Origin of the sequence: Mycobacterium sp. DL592 (assembly GCF_011694515.1) — a bacterium.
Lineage (GTDB): Bacteria > Actinomycetota > Actinomycetes > Mycobacteriales > Mycobacteriaceae > Mycobacterium.
This window is the reverse complement of record NZ_CP050192.1, coordinates 4,613,068-4,629,134: the sequence shown is the minus strand read 5'-3', so window position 1 is coordinate 4,629,134 and position 16,067 is coordinate 4,613,068. Positions and strand designations below refer to the sequence as shown.

The 16,067-nt window shown below is 65.6% G+C and carries 17 protein-coding genes and 1 tRNA gene; 9 read left to right on the top strand and 9 right to left on the bottom strand.

The window, feature by feature from the left end; all coding sequences use genetic code 11:
* From HBE64_RS25045 to HBE64_RS22295, 6 genes are all read right to left on the bottom strand, one after another.
* On the bottom strand, window positions 1–327 hold the full coding sequence (locus HBE64_RS25045; RefSeq protein ID WP_371744210.1) for a helix-turn-helix domain-containing protein: 327 nt from the start codon (window positions 325–327) through the stop codon (window positions 1–3).
* Window positions 328–395: 68 nt separating this feature from the next.
* The gene (locus HBE64_RS22315; RefSeq protein WP_167107263.1) at window positions 396–644 is read right to left on the bottom strand and encodes a hypothetical protein; all 249 of its coding nucleotides are present in this window, start codon (window positions 642–644) and stop codon (window positions 396–398) included.
* 302 nt (window positions 645–946) lie between these two features.
* Window positions 947–1,138: a hypothetical protein gene (locus HBE64_RS22310; RefSeq protein ID WP_167107259.1), complete on the bottom strand. Its 192-nt coding sequence runs from the start codon at window positions 1,136–1,138 to the stop codon at window positions 947–949.
* Window positions 1,122–1,343 carry a hypothetical protein gene (locus HBE64_RS22305; protein WP_167107256.1) on the bottom strand — a complete coding sequence of 74 codons (222 nt, stop codon included), beginning with the start codon at window positions 1,341–1,343 and terminating at the stop codon, window positions 1,122–1,124. Before HBE64_RS22305 ends, HBE64_RS22310 begins: the two co-directional genes overlap by 17 nt.
* A 321-nt stretch (window positions 1,344–1,664) precedes the next feature.
* The gene (locus HBE64_RS22300; protein WP_167107253.1) at window positions 1,665–2,096 is read right to left on the bottom strand and encodes a hypothetical protein; all 432 of its coding nucleotides are present in this window, start codon (window positions 2,094–2,096) and stop codon (window positions 1,665–1,667) included.
* Between the two features lie 150 nt (window positions 2,097–2,246).
* Window positions 2,247–3,287 (bottom strand): tyrosine-type recombinase/integrase, encoded by a 1,041-nt coding sequence (locus HBE64_RS22295; protein WP_167107250.1) that lies wholly within the window; start codon window positions 3,285–3,287, stop codon window positions 2,247–2,249.
* A gap of 730 nt (window positions 3,288–4,017) precedes the next feature.
* Between HBE64_RS22295 and HBE64_RS22290 the strand changes: the two genes are divergently transcribed.
* Together HBE64_RS22290 and HBE64_RS22285 are read left to right on the top strand one after the other, a co-directional pair.
* A complete protein-coding gene (locus HBE64_RS22290) occupies window positions 4,018–4,605 on the top strand; it encodes a hypothetical protein (protein WP_167107247.1) in 588 nt (195 codons plus the stop codon).
* The gene (locus HBE64_RS22285) at window positions 4,598–5,770 is read left to right on the top strand and encodes a tyrosine-type recombinase/integrase (protein WP_167107244.1); all 1,173 of its coding nucleotides are present in this window, start codon (window positions 4,598–4,600) and stop codon (window positions 5,768–5,770) included. Before HBE64_RS22290 ends, HBE64_RS22285 begins: the two co-directional genes overlap by 8 nt.
* Before the next feature lie 79 nt (window positions 5,771–5,849).
* Here the strand turns inward: HBE64_RS22285 and HBE64_RS22280 are convergent.
* A tRNA-Gly gene (locus HBE64_RS22280) sits at window positions 5,850–5,923 on the bottom strand.
* 31 nt (window positions 5,924–5,954) lie between these two features.
* Window positions 5,955–6,788, bottom strand: coding sequence for a hypothetical protein (locus tag HBE64_RS22275; RefSeq protein ID WP_243841421.1), 834 nt, complete (start codon window positions 6,786–6,788; stop codon window positions 5,955–5,957).
* Between the two features lie 55 nt (window positions 6,789–6,843).
* Here HBE64_RS22275 and dcd point away from each other — a divergent pair, with 55 nt between their 5' ends.
* From dcd to HBE64_RS22240, 7 genes are all read left to right on the top strand, one after another.
* Window positions 6,844–7,425 carry a dCTP deaminase gene (dcd, locus tag HBE64_RS22270; protein WP_167107240.1) on the top strand — a complete coding sequence of 194 codons (582 nt, stop codon included), beginning with the start codon at window positions 6,844–6,846 and terminating at the stop codon, window positions 7,423–7,425.
* A 156-nt stretch (window positions 7,426–7,581) separates the two neighbouring features.
* A complete protein-coding gene (locus tag HBE64_RS22265) occupies window positions 7,582–9,315 on the top strand; it encodes a hypothetical protein (protein WP_167107237.1) in 1,734 nt (577 codons plus the stop codon).
* Window positions 9,316–9,394: 79 nt separating this feature from the next.
* Entirely contained in the window at window positions 9,395–10,720 is a 1,326-nt protein-coding gene (locus HBE64_RS22260) for a UDP-glucose/GDP-mannose dehydrogenase family protein (protein WP_167107234.1), read from the top strand.
* Window positions 10,721–10,835: 115 nt separating this feature from the next.
* The gene (locus tag HBE64_RS22255) at window positions 10,836–13,178 is read left to right on the top strand and encodes a bifunctional diguanylate cyclase/phosphodiesterase (protein WP_167107231.1); all 2,343 of its coding nucleotides are present in this window, start codon (window positions 10,836–10,838) and stop codon (window positions 13,176–13,178) included.
* A 14-nt stretch (window positions 13,179–13,192) separates the two neighbouring features.
* Entirely contained in the window at window positions 13,193–13,957 is a 765-nt protein-coding gene (locus HBE64_RS22250) for a maleylpyruvate isomerase family mycothiol-dependent enzyme (RefSeq protein ID WP_167107228.1), read from the top strand.
* Between the two features lie 19 nt (window positions 13,958–13,976).
* Window positions 13,977–14,351: a nuclear transport factor 2 family protein gene (locus HBE64_RS22245; RefSeq protein WP_167107225.1), complete on the top strand. Its 375-nt coding sequence runs from the start codon at window positions 13,977–13,979 to the stop codon at window positions 14,349–14,351.
* An 88-nt stretch (window positions 14,352–14,439) separates the two neighbouring features.
* Window positions 14,440–14,793, top strand: a complete 354-nt coding sequence (locus HBE64_RS22240) for a VOC family protein (protein ID WP_167107222.1) — start codon at window positions 14,440–14,442, stop codon at window positions 14,791–14,793.
* Window positions 14,794–14,809: 16 nt separating this feature from the next.
* Here the strand turns inward: HBE64_RS22240 and HBE64_RS22235 are convergent, their stop codons facing one another.
* Window positions 14,810–16,060 (bottom strand): YibE/F family protein, encoded by a 1,251-nt coding sequence (locus tag HBE64_RS22235; RefSeq protein WP_167107219.1) that lies wholly within the window; start codon window positions 16,058–16,060, stop codon window positions 14,810–14,812.
* Between the last annotated feature and the right edge of the window lie 7 nt (window positions 16,061–16,067).

Here is a 16,067-nt window from a genome sequence, read left to right as displayed (position 1 = left end):
CTACCCCCGCTTGGCTGCGCGCCTCTCAGCAAGGGTGACGATGCTTGTCGCGGGGTAGAGCCAACTGCCCCCGGCCCGGTGGGCTGGTATCCGCCCACGGCGCGCGAGATCACGAACGCCGTTGGCGGTGATGCCGAGTATGGCTGCAGCCTCGCCGGTCGTGAGCACGTCATAGGGTCGATAGTCCGACGAATCACCACAATTGCCAACATTTCTGGCGTCTGCACCAGTATTGGGCGATGAAACGCCAGATTTCGCAACAGTTCTCCGCAACCGGTCAATGAAATCGCTCAGCTGAGCTGATGGTCGGCGATCGCGTAACAGCATGTTGAACGCGTCGAGGAGATACTGGGCGTCGGTGGGCTCAAGTAAGATCCCGGCGACTCGCTCAATCGTCACGGGCGAGCCTTCAATTTCAGCCACAGCCGCGTTACCTCGTCGCGCAGCGCGGCCGTCGGCCGTTGCCCGAACTGGCGGATGAGAAGGGTCGTCTCGTCGAGGACGTCGCCCAGGTCGACACCCTCGATGCGCATGGCCTCGCACAACGCGGCCGTCTGCTCTTTGTCGCCCGTCGTTGCCGCGAGCATCCATTGCGCGGTGCGCCAACGCAGCTGCAACAGGTCGGTGGTGTTTCTTAGTGGCATGGTGGCTCCTGCATGGCGTTGATTTCTTCTGCGGCGGCGATCAATTGGTGAGCGAATTCGATTGCCTCAGCTGGTGTTGCGGTGATTCGGTGCACGCCCACGCGAATCCGGACGCGACCGTTGCCCTCTGGCCGCGCAGATGCCTCAATGTCATTGGCAGCATTGACCCTCACCACGCGACCTCCGCCCTCGCAAGTTTCTGGTCCCGCGGGAAAAAATGTCGTGAGCTTGGTCGCGACTCGTTACCGCCCCCCACCCCGAACATTTTCGAGGGGGTGTTGCCAAGTGGCGCAAGTTGGTGGTCACGAGGACGACCCATCTACCAACCGGCAGAACGCGCAGAGACCGTCGTCGCCATCGGGCAGTTCCTTCGTGCACTTCCGGCACAACGGCCGCACCTCGGGCTCGTCTTCGCCGAGATGGCCCGGATCGCCACTCGCGGTGACTTCCCAGAAGGCCCAGTGCGATTCGTCGTTGTCATCGGGATTCGTCATCGTAAGACTCCTTCGGTTCGATTCGTTCAGTGATATCCATGAGCGCGCCGAGAAGGCGCAGCGCTTCAGGCGCACTGAGGTCGTAGAGGTTGATCTGACGCCACTGGCGCACGATCTCGCCCAGGATCGGCGTCAGGTCGACGTCGTCTACCTCTTGACGGTCAAGCGTGAAAACCTTCGCGTGAATCTGGTTGCCGTCACCCATTTTGCTTTTGCTCGTCTCTCTTCGCGCGTGCGGTCAGTGGGTTACCTACGTTCCCGATTTGCGTACCGGTGTCGGCCGTCAAGTTCGGTAGGGGTAACGCGCCTTCTTGCACCGCAGGTGCATGAAGGGAATGTGTAGTCCATACAAGGGTTGTCCATTGATGCACCACCGTGGGTGCAAGATGTCTTGCACTGCAGGGGTGCAACAACGCCCGGCTGATGTTGCACAAAAAATGGTGCAGGGTTGGCGCTGACGAACATGCACTGATTCGGTGCAAGGTATAGCGATCCGTCATGCACTGATTCGGTGCAACGTCGACACTCATGACACCCCCCTGAGTCTGTTTGCTGGAAGCTCGATTGGCCCGGAGTGGTGGAACAGTTCGTCGTCGGTGAAACGGCGGCCGCCGGCACACACCACGTAGGCGCACCGGCGCTGCAAGAGCTCACCGGCACGCACGTAGCCTCGGATGATCAGCCGACCGTCTTTCACCGCCGCCTCAATGGCTTTCGTCGCTCGGCGCCGGTTTCCGCCCCACCCGAAATGCTCCGAAATCTGCGCCGCCGACGTTTCCCACACTCGCCGTCTAGAACCCGGCATAGTCGCGCACGAAAGCAGGTAAGCCATCACCACAAACCCGTCAGAGCCCAGCGCCGAGTTGTGTGCACCGGAACGGATCAGCTCGTCCGACAACCAGGTAACGCCTTGACGAACCGGCCCGCCAATCACGTGAATCGGGTTGCGGCGCCCCATGTCACGTGCCGCCTTCGCGGCATCCTCGCGAGAGATTCGGGAACCCTCGCGAGGATGTCACGACGAGTGCAGCGCCTCTGATCAGGGCACATTCTGGGGTGTCCGGGCGGACGGGCGGCGGATGTCCGGCGGATGTCCGGCGCGACTCGGTCACAGCACAGCCGCCATCGCAGTAGCCCGGACCTCGTCGTCATCGACAGCGGTGTAGCGCTCAGTCGTGGCGATGCTGGCGTGCCCGAGAAGCTGCTGCACCGCCCGGAGATTACGGGTCCCGCGATACGCGCGGGTGGCGTACCGGTGGCGCAGCTTGTGCATGGAGTACGCCTCGGGAAGTACGCGGCCAACGAGTACACCGACGTACTCGGCCGTCAGCGGCACGCCCTCGATCCGCGACGGAAAGAGATAGCCCGTGGCCGGCAGACCCGGGGTGTGCCCGCCCGGTCCGGCTCGCACCACCGACGCGAGCTCATCGCTAATCGGCACCAGCCGCTGCTTGTTCCCTTTTCCGTGCACCAGCAGTTGGGCTCCGCCAGCACCGTCGACGAGATCGTTGGTGTGGACCTGGGCCACCTCAGCCCGGCGCATCCCGGCCTCAGCCGACAGGCGCAGCATCACCGTGACCCTCGCATCCGCAGCGGCCAGCGCGTCGCGCCATATCTGGTCGGGTACCGGGCGAGGAGACGGTACCGACTCACGCACCTTGGGAAGATGATCGCCGAGATAGTCGGTTACGCGGCCGGTCTTGTATGCCCAGGAAAAGAAGCCACGCGCCACAGAACGGTATTGGCGACGGGTGTTGAGACCCCATTGGGTTTGGCCGCCGAACCAATGCTTCAACTGGTCGCCGGTTACGTCTTCGGGCGGCACACCGAGGCCGCGGGCTATGCGGGCCAGTCCGAGTCGGCGGGCGCGGATAGTTGGTGCGGTCTGTCCCGCGGCAGCGAGTTCAAGGCAGTAGTCCGTGATCATCGGTGCCCAGGCCTCTGGAATGCGGTGGGCCGCCGGTCCCGGTTGGCGTGCCACGAATCGCTCAGCGAGATAGTTTTCGAGCCTTGAGATGTCGCCCTTTAGCAGCAGGCCGCCGGTCTCGTCGCGTAGCCAGAACACATCACCGCGCCGAACCAGCTTTAGTCTGAGGCTGTTGGCCTTTCGTCGTGCGACGCGGGCTCGACTCAGATCGTTGGCGCTCATAGCCTCGCTGCCGTCCGGATAGCGTCGACACTTCTGAACCACCTTCCGCAGATGCCGCATTGAGTGCTCTGACCCGCATGCAGGACCGCTTCTATTCGATGCTCCCAATGTCGCAGATGGATAGTGCACATCAAGCGTCGCTCGCACCCGTGAGCATCAACGCGCCACTGGGCTGAGCGTGAGCACTGCCAGCCGGCGTTGGTCGTGATCTCACACTGGACCGAGTCGTCCCAGCCAGAGATGACCGCCTGGAACTCGATCTTGATCTTGTGCTCACGTCGAGCAGCCAAGTCGATTGTGTCGGCGGCCCGGGGCTGTACAGTCACAACAGATCTCCTTGCTTACTTGAGGGCGGGTGGATCTCCTGAAGGGCCTCGGGCGCAACCGGGGCCTTTCGCATGTCCTCGGTCTGGTCGGCTTCCGGGTGAAGGCCGAGGTCTTCCGGGTGTGGGTATTCGCGCATCACGCCGCACCCTCAAGTCGAGCGATGAATTGGGCTACCTGGTTGTCGGTGGAGAACCGACGCCTTCCGATGCGCACCGAGCCCAGTTGGCCCGACTGCCAGAGCTCGAAAACCGTGCTGCGGCCGACGCTGAGTTTTTCGGCTACGGCCCTCCAATCGTTCATGCCATACCTTTCGTGTAGCGAAGAATTTGTAGTAAATTCTTCTGGCATCGCAGACACTAGCACGTCATTCGACAGACGCAAGGAAACGCGCCACACTATTCGTGTGGCGAAGGAAGTGGACGGTCAACAGTGGGCCAAAGAGCTGGTTAAGCGCATCGGCAAGGAGGTGAAGGCAGCGCGCGGCAGCAAGTCGGCAGTGTGGCTAAGCGACAGGACCGCCGAGCTGGGCTACCGGATCTCGCCGACCGTAATTGCGAAGCTGGATTCCGGCCACCGAGGTGAGGTACTAAGTGTCGCCGAATGGCTCATTCTTTCTGCAGCCCTTGGGATTACGCCGATGGCACTACTGTTCCCCGACATTCCGGATGGCCCTGTCGAGATGCTTCCAGGCGTAGAAGGGACAGCATTCTCCGCCGCGATGTGGGTCGCTGGAGATGAGATCGAAGGCTTTCTGGCCCTGCCTGATGGGGCGCCGAGATCTGACTATGACTATCGGCAAATTATGCTCTGGTCGAGAGCGCGAGCGCACTACCAGCGGAAATTACGCGAGTTGAAGAACATATTGGGGACGCTCGATTCCGACGATGAGATAGATAACGTCACGAATTCCATGGTCCGGGCGCGCCAGGGCGTGCAACACCTCAACGAGACGCTTCAAAGCTCCGGCGCCGTGGTAGATAGCGATGCCTAGACAGCGCCTCTCCCCTGGCGAGCATGGCAAGATCACCGACACTCGGCGCGGTGAAATCTTCTACGCCACAACTTATGTCCGACTGCACAGCGGGAAGCTGCGTGAGCGGGAGGCATCGTCACGGAAGTCCGCCGAGGACGCCCGCCGGGAGCTGAAACGACGTATCGCCGCGGAGCTGGCGGCTGGGGAGCCGACCGGTGTGATCAACCGTCGGACAACACTTTCCGAGCTATTCGAGGCGTGGCTGCCAGCGAAGATCGCCGAGGATCGGATCGGCGAGCGCACCGCGACTCTGTACCGGGATACGTGGCGGCTGCACGGTGAGCAGCAACTCGGCTCGCTGCGCATCGGTGAGTTGGCGACCAGTCGTGCCGACGCTCATCTGAAAGCGTTGCCATCGTCGGCGGCGATCTACATGCGAATCATCTTGTCGGGCATGTACGGCATGGCCGCCCGGTTCGACGTCGTGAAGCACAATCCGATGCGCGAGACCAGAACCGCCAAGACCGAGCGTAAACCGGCGCGCGCACTCACCGCGATGGAACTCACCCGGGTGCGCGAAGCGGTCAAGGTCTGGTGCGAGCATGCGGGCCCGGGGCCGCGGCGCGGCCGGATGCTGCCGGCGTTCGTGGAGTTGCTCGCGGCGACCGGAGTGCGGCCCGGGGAGGTGCTGGCGATCAGATGGGCCGATGTTGACCTGCTCGGCACTCCACCAACCGTGACCGTCGCGGGAACCGTCGTCGACGCCGGAAGGGTGGGCGGAAAACCGTTGCACCGTCAGGACGAGCGCAAGGGGCGGGCACCGGCACACACCGTCACACTTCCCGAGTTCGGCGCCCATGTGCTCGCGGAGTTGTTCGGCGTCACTGGACCGGACGGCACGGTGCTCAAGAACCGGGACGGCGGCCTGGTGAGTCTGTCGAACATCCGGTCGTCGCTGCGGGAAGCGCTCGCGCCACACGAGGATCTGAAGTGGGTGACCCCGCACAGCTTCCGACGCACCGTCGGGACGGTGGTCCGGGACGGACTCGGTGTTGAGGCCGCGCAGCACCAGCTCGGGCATGCGCAGCTCGCGACGACCGAGGGGCACTATGTGCAGCGGGTCACGGCGGGGCCGGATACCCGCGCTGTGCTGGACAAGTGGTCCAGCAACGGAAATGGCTGACCCAATTTACGGGGAAAGTACGGGATTCTTCAATCCGAGATTTGCTGGCAAACTCTGATACTTGCCTGACCTCCATAAATGGAGCCGATGACGGGAATCGAACCCGCGTATTCAGCTTGGGAAGCTGATGTTCTGCCATTGAACTACATCGGCATGTGCTGCTGACGAAGGATAGCAAGACCTGTCAGGGCAGGGACTCGTTGACGTAGGTGCAGTCCTCTTCGAGGGTGTCGAGCATGTCGGGGATGCTGACGTTGAGCCGGCGCAGCGCCCTGAACGCGAGGTTCTGGGTGTTGCGTGGTCCCAGGTCGGTGTCGAACGAGGCGCTGCGATAGTCGCTGATCTCGTCGTCGAGGTCGCTCAACCGTTTGCAGTCGAACCCTTTCTTCGCCGCAGTGAACTCCTCGACGAGCCGGTTGTACCGGTCGGAGAAGCCCTTCATGTCAGCGGCCATCTGGGCGCGGTCGAAGTTCTCCGGGTGCTGGGCGGGTTTGTCGATCCACGTGTTGTGCAGGATCGAGAACCGGCCGACACCGGGCACCCGCTCACCTTCCGGCGCCCCGGCGTAGAAGTGCACCTCCACCGGCAAGCCGTAGAAATGGATGCGCCCCTCCTGCCGCTGCTCGATATTGCTGCTGAGCAACGCCATGGCCGCCGAAAGTTGCTGCGCAGCAACACCATCAGCATGGGTGTGCACATGCACGTCGAAATCCGACGCATCGTTGTACTCGTAGGAGGCGATGCTGCCGACCAGCGCGACGTCGTCGACCGTGAGGCCGGCGACACCGCTGTCGCGCACCAGGCGGTCGACCATCGCCAGGGTCGCCGTGCGCACCTGCGGCCGCAACTGCTCACCGTCCCAGATGTGCGGTTGGAGCTCAGTGTTGAAGGTCGTGACGGCGGTGATCGCCTTGTCGATCGCCGCCGACGAGTTGTCCGCCAGTGGTGCCGAGGGCACTCGGTCCGCGTCGCGTCCACACGCAGTTCCGCTGAACACCACCGCAGTCGCGATCCCCACCCACAACGCCAACCTTGCGGCCCTTTTCACCCCACCACCCCGTTACGCTCGTCGCGTGCTGCTCTCAGATCGTGACATCCGCGCCGCCATCTCCGACGGGCGACTCGGCATTGACCCGTTCGACGACACCCTCGTGCAGCCGTCGAGCGTCGACGTCCGGCTCGACAACCTGTTCCGGGTCTTCAACAACACCCGCTACACCCACATCGACCCGGCCAAGCAGCAAGACGAGCTCACCAGCCTCGTTGAGCCTGCCGAGGGCGAGCCGTTCGTGCTGCACCCCGGCGAATTCGTCCTCGGCTCCACCCTGGAGTGCTGCACCCTGCCCGACGACCTCGCCGGCCGCCTGGAAGGCAAGTCCTCGCTGGGCCGGCTGGGCCTGCTCACACACTCCACCGCAGGGTTCATCGACCCAGGCTTCTCCGGGCACATCACCCTGGAGCTGTCCAACGTCGCCAACCTGCCGATCACCCTCTGGCCGGGGATGAAAATCGGCCAGCTGTGCCTGCTGCGGCTGACCAGCCCCGCCGAACATCCCTACGGCAGCGCCAGCGTCGGCTCGAAGTACCAGGGCCAACGCGGTCCCACACCGTCGCGCTCGTATCAGAACTTCATCCAGTCGCCGCGGGGCGAGTAACCTCGGAACTCCAGGGTCAGCTGCGCCTCGCCAGCTAAGCCGATTGGCTGTAACACCGCCCCTATCTGCGGCGATGAAACTTTAGGTCGACCGGCTTACGCCGGGGAAGCGCGGTAGCGGGTCGGGAACCAGCTAGCAAACTACCTTGGAGGGTTCGTGGACATCGTGCTTGGTGTGTCGATGACACCAACAACGGTCCGCATGGTGCTGGTCGAAGGCGAGAAGGGCGACGGTGCGACCGTCGACCACGACACCTTCGACATCGCCACAGACGACGGCACGGCAACCACTGCGGCCGAACAGGTGATAGCAGCGATCCTCGGCACCCGGGAGAGCGCGCAGGAGGGCGGCCACCGGCTGATCGCCACCGGCGTCACATGGACCGACTACCTCGGTGCCGCCGAACTGCGCGAAGCCCTCACGGCCCGCAAGATCGACGACGTCCTGCTGATCTCGGAGCTGCATGCCGCCGGGGCGCTGGCACAGGCGGTCGGCCAGGCCGTCGGCTACGAGCGAACCGCCCTGATGTTCCTCGAGCGCGACACCGCGACCCTGTCCGTGGTCGAGACCGCCACCGGAGCCATCGTCAAGGTCGAAAGCCAGAGCCTGCACGCCCCCGATGCGGTGGCCGAGCTGGCCCGCATGGTCACCGGTCTGGAATCGGTCGCCGAGCCCCCGCAGGGCCTGTTCATGGTCGGTTCGGGAGTCGACGTCGCCGCAGTCAAGGCCCAGATCGCCCTCGGGACCACACTGCCCGTGCACGCCCCCGACGAAGCTGACCTGGCGCTGGCCCGCGGCGCCGCGCTGGCCTCGGCGGCAGCCCCCCGCTATGAGGCCTCGACCGTCGGCCTGGCCTATGCCCCCGACCGCGACGGCACCACCGCCGGAGCCGCGTACTCCGCAGGAGCCGACACCGAGATGTCCGCCGGGGCCACCCAAATGGCCGCCGCCGGATACATGGCGCCGCTGGGCTACAGCGAGGTACCCGACGGCGACCTCGATGACCTCGGCTATGACGCGGTGCCCGCCGACCTCGACGAGATCGAGGACATCGCAGAAGAACCCGGCCGTAAGCCCTTCCTGCTGGTCGGCAGCGCACTCACCTCTGTCTTCGTGGTCGGCGTCGTCGCGCTGGTGATCTCCCTGGCGGTCAGCATCCGCCCCACCGTGGACCAGCGTCCCAACCCCGGGGAGAGCGTGATCGTCCCGAGCAGCCAGGCGCCCGTCTCGGCCGCCCCCGAAGCCCAGCCGCCCGCATCGGCCCCGCCGTCGGCCGCCGAGACCATCCAGGAACCGGTTCAGGTGGTGCAGCAGGCGCCGCGGACGGTGTTCGTCACCCCCGCGCCGAAAGCCCCCGCTCCCGAGCCTGCCGCTCCGGCACCGGCTCCGGAAGCACCCGCGCCTGCCCCGGCAGCTCCAGCGCCCGCGCCGGTCGTCGAGGCTCCCGCACCGGTGATCCAGGCGCCGGTCATCGCCCCGCCCGTCGTGGTGCTGCCGCCGATCCTGCCGCCGTTCCTGCGGCCACGAGCTCCGCAGTACCCCCAATACCCGCAGAACCCCTACACCCCGGCGCCGACCTACACGCCGACGCCGACGTACACCCCGACGCCGACCTATACGCCCACCCCGACCTACACGCAGCCGCCCACGTATACGCCGCTGCCGACCTACACCCCGGCGCCTACCTACAGCCCGCCCACCGCTGAGGCGCCCGCCCCGGCCGCGGGCTCGGGTGGCTACGGTTCAGGTGCTGGCGGTTCCGGCTCCGGTGGCTCAGGCAGCTCCGGTTCGGACTCTGGTGGCGGTTCACACGGCAGCAGCGGCCGCGGCTCCGGCGGCGGCAACTCGCAGAACCCGATGTGGCCACTGTGGCCCAACTTCGGCCAGTGAGGCCCGAGTTCACCAGGCGTTAGCCTCACGGCTGGTGTCGCGATGCAGTTAGCTCATCGCCGCAGCCTATTCAGGCAGTATGCGATGCACAGTGTTTGGCACGGGCTACCTGGGGGCGACGCACGCCGCCGGCATGGCCGCACTGGGACACGAGGTCGTCGGTGTCGACATCGACCCCGGCAAGATCGCGAAGCTCTCCGCCGGTGACATCCCGTTCTACGAACCGGGCCTGGCAAAAGTATTACGGGACAACCTCTCTGCTGGACGTCTGCAGTTCACCACCGACTACGAGCTGGCGGCCGATTTCGCCGACGTGCACTTCCTCGGCGTCGGAACGCCCCAGAAGAAGGGCGAATACGGCGCGGATCTGCGCCACGTCAACGCGGTGATCGACGAGTTGGTGCCCCGGCTGACCCGGCCCTCGGTGATCGTGGGCAAATCCACTGTGCCCGTGGGTACCGCCGCCGATCTGGTGCGTCGCGCGCAATCGTTGACCCGCGACGGCTTGGACGTCGAGATCGCGTGGAACCCGGAGTTCCTGCGCGAAGGATTCGCCGTACACGACACCCTGCATCCCGACCGGATTGTCGTTGGAGTGCAACAGGATTCGCAGCGTGCCGAGGCTGCGCTGCGCGAACTGTACGCTCCGCTTCTCGCCGAGGACGTGCCGTTCCTGCTCACCGACCTGCAGACCGCCGAATTGGTGAAGGTGTCGGCGAATGCGTTTCTGGCCACCAAGATCTCCTTCATCAACGCGATCTCGGAGGTCTGTGAGGCCGCCGGCGCCGACGTGCGGGTGCTGGCCGACGCGCTCGGCTACGACCCGCGCATCGGCCGCCGATTCCTCAACGCGGGCCTGGGCTTCGGCGGCGGGTGCCTGCCGAAAGACATCCGCGCGTTCATGGCCCGCGCCGGCGAACTGGGCGCCAACCATGCCCTGACGTTCCTGCGCGAGGTCGACAGCATCAACATGCGCCGCCGCACCCGCATGGTGGAGCTGACCACCACCGCCTGCGGCGGGTCGTTGCTGGGCGCCAACATCGCAGTCCTGGGTGCGGCGTTCAAGCCCGAATCCGACGACGTGCGCGACTCTCCGGCGCTGAACGTGGCCGGCATGCTCCAACTCAACGGTGCCACGGTCAACGTCTACGACCCCAAGGCGATGGAGAACTCGCAGCGGCTGTTTCCGACGCTGAACTACTCGACGTCGGCGCTGGAGGCCTGCGATCGCGCCGACGCGGTGCTGGTGCTGACCGAGTGGCAGGAGTTCCTCGACCTCGAGCCGCAGGCCCTCGCCACGACGGTGCGGGCCAGGGTCGTCGTCGACGGTCGCAACTGTCTCGACAGCGGGCGCTGGGCCGATGCCGGCTGGAAGGTCTATGCGCTGGGTCGACCACCCGCGTAAACAACCTGCGTACCCGGCCACATCCGGGTGTGCGGTTCTCTACAATTCACCTGCCGTGTCAATTTCTGGCCGGTGATCGCGCGCCGCCCGACCAGGCGGACGTTGGGGGTGTGGCTTGGTCAGGACGGCGCATGCTGCCACCGCCGCGGTGGTCGTATTCCTCACCTTCGTCGCGTGGATCGTCGGTGGGCTATCCCAGGGCTTGACGCTGAAAACCGTCGACGACGTCGTCTTCATCTTTTTGACTGTCCCCTCGGTAGGTCTTGCCGCGATGGCAGCCAAGGCGGCCCACGGCCGGCTCCGGGTGGCGTGGATCGCGATGGCGGTCGGGCTACTTGGCTGGGCTCTCGGCGACATCCTGTGGACCTACTACGAACTCGCTGTCGACGAGGTTCCGTTCCCGTCGCTGGCCGATGTGGCATATCTCGTGATGCCCGTCGCGTTCTGCGTGGCGCTGCTGTTGTTCCCCGCCGACGACAGCGCCCGGTTCCGCGGCCGCATGCTCCTCGACGGTCTGATCGTGGCGGGCTCCCTGTTCCTCGCCAGCTGGGTCACGATCCTCAACCCGCTCTATCAGGCGGGCGGTGACAGCACGCTTGCGTTGGTCATCTCGCTGGCCTATCCGATATCGGACGTGGTCATCCTGACCATCGCCGCAATCGCGGCAGTCCGGGCGGCACCCGAGCAGCGCCTGGTGCTCAGCCTGCTGACCGCAGCAATGGCATGTATTGCGCTGTCGGACAGTGCGTTTGCCTACCTCTCCGCCAAGGCTGAATACACCACTGGGAATGTGATCGACATCGGTTGGGTCGCCGGACTGCTGTTCATCATGGTGGCGGCTGTCGCAAGCCGGGATGCGCCCCACCAGAGGAACGGTGCGCTGTCCCTTCCAGGATGGGCGTCGATCTGGTTCCCCTACGCACCGCTGTTGCTGGCCGGCGTCGTCGCTGCGGCGGAGCCACCCCAAATGTTCCAGACGCCGTTGGTCGAAATAGTCGGGGCGCTGGTGGTGGTCACAGTCCTGGCCAGGCAGTTCCTCGCCGTCAGCGACAATCGTCGGCTGCTGAAGGTGGTGGCGGAGCAGGCGCTGCGCGATCCGCTGACCGGGCTCGGTAACCGCTCGATGTTCTCCGAGCGACTCAACCACGCGATGCAGCAGCGCGCACGCGAGAACACCTCGGTCAGTCTGATCGCGTTGGACCTCAACGACTTCAAGCTCGTCAACGATGCGATGGGACATCCAGCCGGCGACGAGTTGCTCAACCGGGTCGGTGAACGAGTGCTGGGCTGCGTGCGTAACAGCGACACAGTGGCCCGACTCGGCGGCGACGAGTTCGTGGTGTTGGTCGAAGGCGACGCCACCTACGCCGACCACGTCGCCCGCCGGGTCGTGGAGTCGTTCGACAAACCTTTCGTCATCGACGGCCGCGAGGTGTTCATCCGCCCCAGCGTCGGCTTGGCGGTCGCCGACATCGACCACCCCGCACTGACGGCCGAGGAACTGCTCAAACGGGCAGATGTGGCGATGTACTCGGCCAAGAAGTCGCGGGCGGCCGCGGTCCAGCTGTTCGCACCCGACATGCCGGTTGACGCGCACGCCGATGACGGTTTGTTCACCCGGCTGGGCGCGATGTCCTCCGCCGCCGACCAAGGCGGCACACCGTTGCTGGCCGAACTTCGCCAAGCCATCGACCAATTCGAACTCACATTGCTCTACCAGCCCAAGTTCGACGTGCGCACCCTGCAGATCGTGGGAGTCGAAGCCCTGGTGCGCTGGCCGCACCCCGAGCGCGGGCTGCTGGGTCCCGACCAATTCCTGCCCATGGTCCGGCGGCATGGGCTGATGGGATCCATCACCGATCTGGTGATCAACATGGCCCTCGACGATGCGCGGCACTTCCATCGCGTCGCGGCGGGTCTCCCGGTGGCGGTCAACGTCTCGGCGCCGCTGTTCGCTGATCCGCACCTGCCCGCCCGGATCGCCCGCGCACTGGACGACCGGCGTCTGAGCCCGGCGGTACTGAGCCTGGAGATCACCGAAGACCTCCTGCTGGGCAACATGGAGAAGACGCAGCAGGTTTTAGATGAGCTGCGCCGCAACGGAATACGCATTGCGATCGACGACTTCGGAAGTGGCTACTCCACCTTGTCCTATCTGTGCGAGCTGCCCGTCGACGAAGTGAAGCTGGATCGCAAGCTGGTGGCTTCCGTCGCCGAGGACATTCGGGTCAGCACTGTGGTGCGACACGTCGTCGACCTCGCCCACGAATTGGGCCTCGTCACCGTCGCTGAAGGCGTCGAGGACGCCGAGTCCGCGGCCCGCGTTGCCGCACTGGGCTGTGATGTGGTCCAGGGTTTCCATTTCAGCCCCCCGGTGACCCCAGCGGAGCTTCTGCGCCTGCTGCAGGCGCCCGTCGCCGATCGTTCGGCCGCCGAGAACTCGAACGCACACTTCTGACGTAGGTTGCGGGTATGCACATTGCCGATGAGCTGATTACGGAGAACGCGGCCTTCACCGAGCTCGTCTGCGAAGCAGACCTGTCGACCACGGTGCCGACCTGCCCGGACTGGACGCTGGGCCAACTCATGCGCCATGTCGGGCGCGGTGATCGCTGGAGCGCCCAGATCGTGGCCGAACAGGCGATGGACGTCATCGACCCGCGCACGGTCGCCAATGGAAAGCCACCCGAAGGCCGGGACGCCGAGCTGGCGTGGCTGCACCAGGGACCGCAGCTCCTCCTGCAGGCGGTCGCCGAGACCGGCGCGGACACCCTGGTATGGACCTTCCTGGGACCCCGACCGGCGAAGTGGTGGCTTCGGCGTCGGCTGCATGAAACCGCCGTGCACCGCGCCGACGCCGCCCTGGCGTTGGGAGCCGGTTACTACCTCGCCCCGGCACTGGCCGCCGACGGCATCAGCGAATACCTCGAGCGGGTGGTGGTCCGCGCCGACCAGGAGGGCCCGGGCTGGGGCGACCGGCCGCTGTTCGACGGGCAGTCGCTGCACCTGCACGCCACCGACCCCGGACTGGGCGAAGTCGGGGAGTGGACCATCCTGGGCCGCCCGGACGGGATCGCCGTCGACCACGAGCACGGCAAGGCCACCACGGCGCTGCGCGGCCCGGCGCGGGACCTGCTGCTGGCCATCGTGCGCCGCGGCGCGGTCGCCGACCTGGACATCGAGATGTTCGGTGATCCGCACCTCTGGGACACCTGGTTGGCACGCACGCCGTTCTGAGCCGGTAACTTGGGCGCTCATGAGCACTTCGGAGATCGCCACCGTTCTCGCCTGGCATGACGCACTGAACTCCTCGGACCTCGACACCCTGGTGTCGCTGTCCAGCGACGACATCGAGATCGGCGACGCCACCGGCGCTGCCCAGGGCCATGCCGCGCTCCGGGCGTGGGCGCAACGCACCGACGCGGCCATCGAAGTCGGCCAGATCTACTACCACGACGGCGTCGTCGTCGTCGAAGAGCAACTGACCTCGAAAACCGACCCCGCCGAGACAAGCACCGCCGCATCGGCGTTCCGCGTGGTGCACGACCACGTCACCTCGGTGTTCCGTCACGACACCCTGGCCGCCGCGCTGGAGGCCACCGAACTGACAGACGAAGACCTCCAGGTCTGACGGGCGGGCCGGTGCCCGGCTCGACTCGGCGATGACTTCGCCCCGCTGACAGGGCCAGTACTTCCGAGACCGATAGGAGGTATGTCCCATGTCGATTGACCACGTGCTGGCCGTGATCCCGGTGAGCGACGTCGACAAGAGCGCCCAGTGGTACGCGGATCTGTTCGGCCGACCGGCCGACAACAACCCCATGCCGACGCTCGTCGAGTGGCAGGTCCGCCCCGGTGCCTGGGTGCAGGTGTTCAGCGAACCGGACAAGGCGGGCAACGGACTGCTCAACTTTGCCGTCAGCGACCTCGAGGCCCACCTGGCCGAACTGCGCGGCCGCGGACTCGAGCCCGGCAGTGCGCTCGACGCCGACAAAGGTGTGCGGTTGTCGAAGCTCACCGATCCGGACGGCAACGAGATCACCATCATCGGGGGCTTTCGCGTCGAGTACTAAGTGGTGAACCCCGGGCTCAGGGCAGGCTGTGGCGGTGACCTGCAGGAGCCGGCGGAGCAGGAGTGGCCAGAATCGCGGCGATCCCCGTGGTCAACGGCACGGCCAGCGCCAGGGCGATACCGCCCACCGCCGAGCGGGCGATTTCGATGGCCACGCTCTCACTGGTCAGCACATCAGCCAGTGACCTGTTGGCCACGCTGAACAGCAGCAGCAACGACAGCGAGCTACCGGCATAGGCCAGCACCAGGGTGTAGACCGTGCTGGCGATATGGTCGCTGCCAATTCGCATGGCGCGCAAGAAGATCTGACGGCGCGACCCGTGGCCCAGATGAGCCAGTTCGAACACGGCGGAGGCTTGGGTGATGGTGACGTCGTTGAGCACGCCGAGGGAGCCGATGATGAATCCGGCCAGCAGCAGTCCCTTGATCGACACGTGGCCCATGGATGCGGCCACCACGTTGTTCTGGTCTTCGGACAGCCCGGTCAGATGTGCGAGTTCGATTGCGCCCCAGGACAGTAGGGCGGACAGCAACATTGCTGTCAGGGTGCCGAGCAGTGCCGCGCTGGTGCGCAGGCTCACGCCGTGTGCCAGGTACAGCGCCGTGTAGAGAATTGCCGCCGAGGCCACCAGCGCCACCGGCACCGCCGGTGAACCGTCACGGAGGGCGGGCAGCATGAAGATCACCAGCACCAGGAACGCGACGACGATGCCGATCATCGCCCGCAACCCGCGCCAGCGGGCCACCGCGACGATGACGATCGCAAACACCGCCGCCAACGCGATCAGGGGCCAGGTGCGCTCGTAGTCGTAGAAGCCGTAGCTGGTCGCGCCTTGCTGGTCGACCTGCCGGAAGATACGAATGTTGTCCCCGGCCAACAAGTTCGGCTGTCCCGGTCCCGGTGAGAACTCCAGCATGGTGGTGGCGCCGCGGTTGGGGCCGGTGTCGATCGAGACGATGTTCTGCACACAGCTTCCGCTGCCGGGTAAGCCCGCAGCCGGTGTGGTGGTGAGCACCTGACCCGCTGACGGACTTCCGCAGTCGGCCAGGCTGGTCGAGACCACCCGGCCGCCCTCCGTGGTCACCGCGCCGCCCGCGGCGTTCTGGAACGGCAGCGGGATGTCGACTTTGGCGTTGCTCGGCCACAGCAGCACCGCGCCGATGACCACCGCCAGGCCGATCACGGCCAGGGCGATCGCCACGATCCTGGCCGCCAGGGGACTCAGCGGGGCCGGACCGATGTGCGGATGCGAGTGTGAGTGCGTCACTCGCACA

Bases quoted from the DNA above. Each gene is read 5' to 3' on its own strand.
- HBE64_RS22300 (WP_167107253.1), bottom strand. From the start codon at position 2,096: ATGGGGCGCCGCAACCCGATTCACGTGATTGGCGGGCCGGTTCGTCAA.
- HBE64_RS22245 (WP_167107225.1), top strand. From the start codon at position 13,977: ATGAGCACTTCGGAGATCGCCACCGTTCTCGCCTGGCATGACGCACTG.
- HBE64_RS22285 (WP_167107244.1), top strand. From the start codon at position 4,598: ATGCCTAGACAGCGCCTCTCCCCTGGCGAGCATGGCAAGATCACCGAC.
- HBE64_RS25045 (WP_371744210.1), bottom strand. From the start codon at position 327: ATGCTGTTACGCGATCGCCGACCATCAGCTCAGCTGAGCGATTTCATT.
- HBE64_RS22310 (WP_167107259.1), bottom strand. From the start codon at position 1,138: ATGACGAATCCCGATGACAACGACGAATCGCACTGGGCCTTCTGGGAA.
- HBE64_RS22305 (WP_167107256.1), bottom strand. From the start codon at position 1,343: ATGGGTGACGGCAACCAGATTCACGCGAAGGTTTTCACGCTTGACCGT.
- HBE64_RS22240 (WP_167107222.1), top strand. From the start codon at position 14,440: ATGTCGATTGACCACGTGCTGGCCGTGATCCCGGTGAGCGACGTCGAC.
- HBE64_RS22260 (WP_167107234.1), top strand. From the start codon at position 9,395: ATGCGATGCACAGTGTTTGGCACGGGCTACCTGGGGGCGACGCACGCC.
- HBE64_RS22295 (WP_167107250.1), bottom strand. From the start codon at position 3,287: ATGAGCGCCAACGATCTGAGTCGAGCCCGCGTCGCACGACGAAAGGCC.
- HBE64_RS22250 (WP_167107228.1), top strand. From the start codon at position 13,193: ATGCACATTGCCGATGAGCTGATTACGGAGAACGCGGCCTTCACCGAG.
- HBE64_RS22315 (WP_167107263.1), bottom strand. From the start codon at position 644: ATGCCACTAAGAAACACCACCGACCTGTTGCAGCTGCGTTGGCGCACC.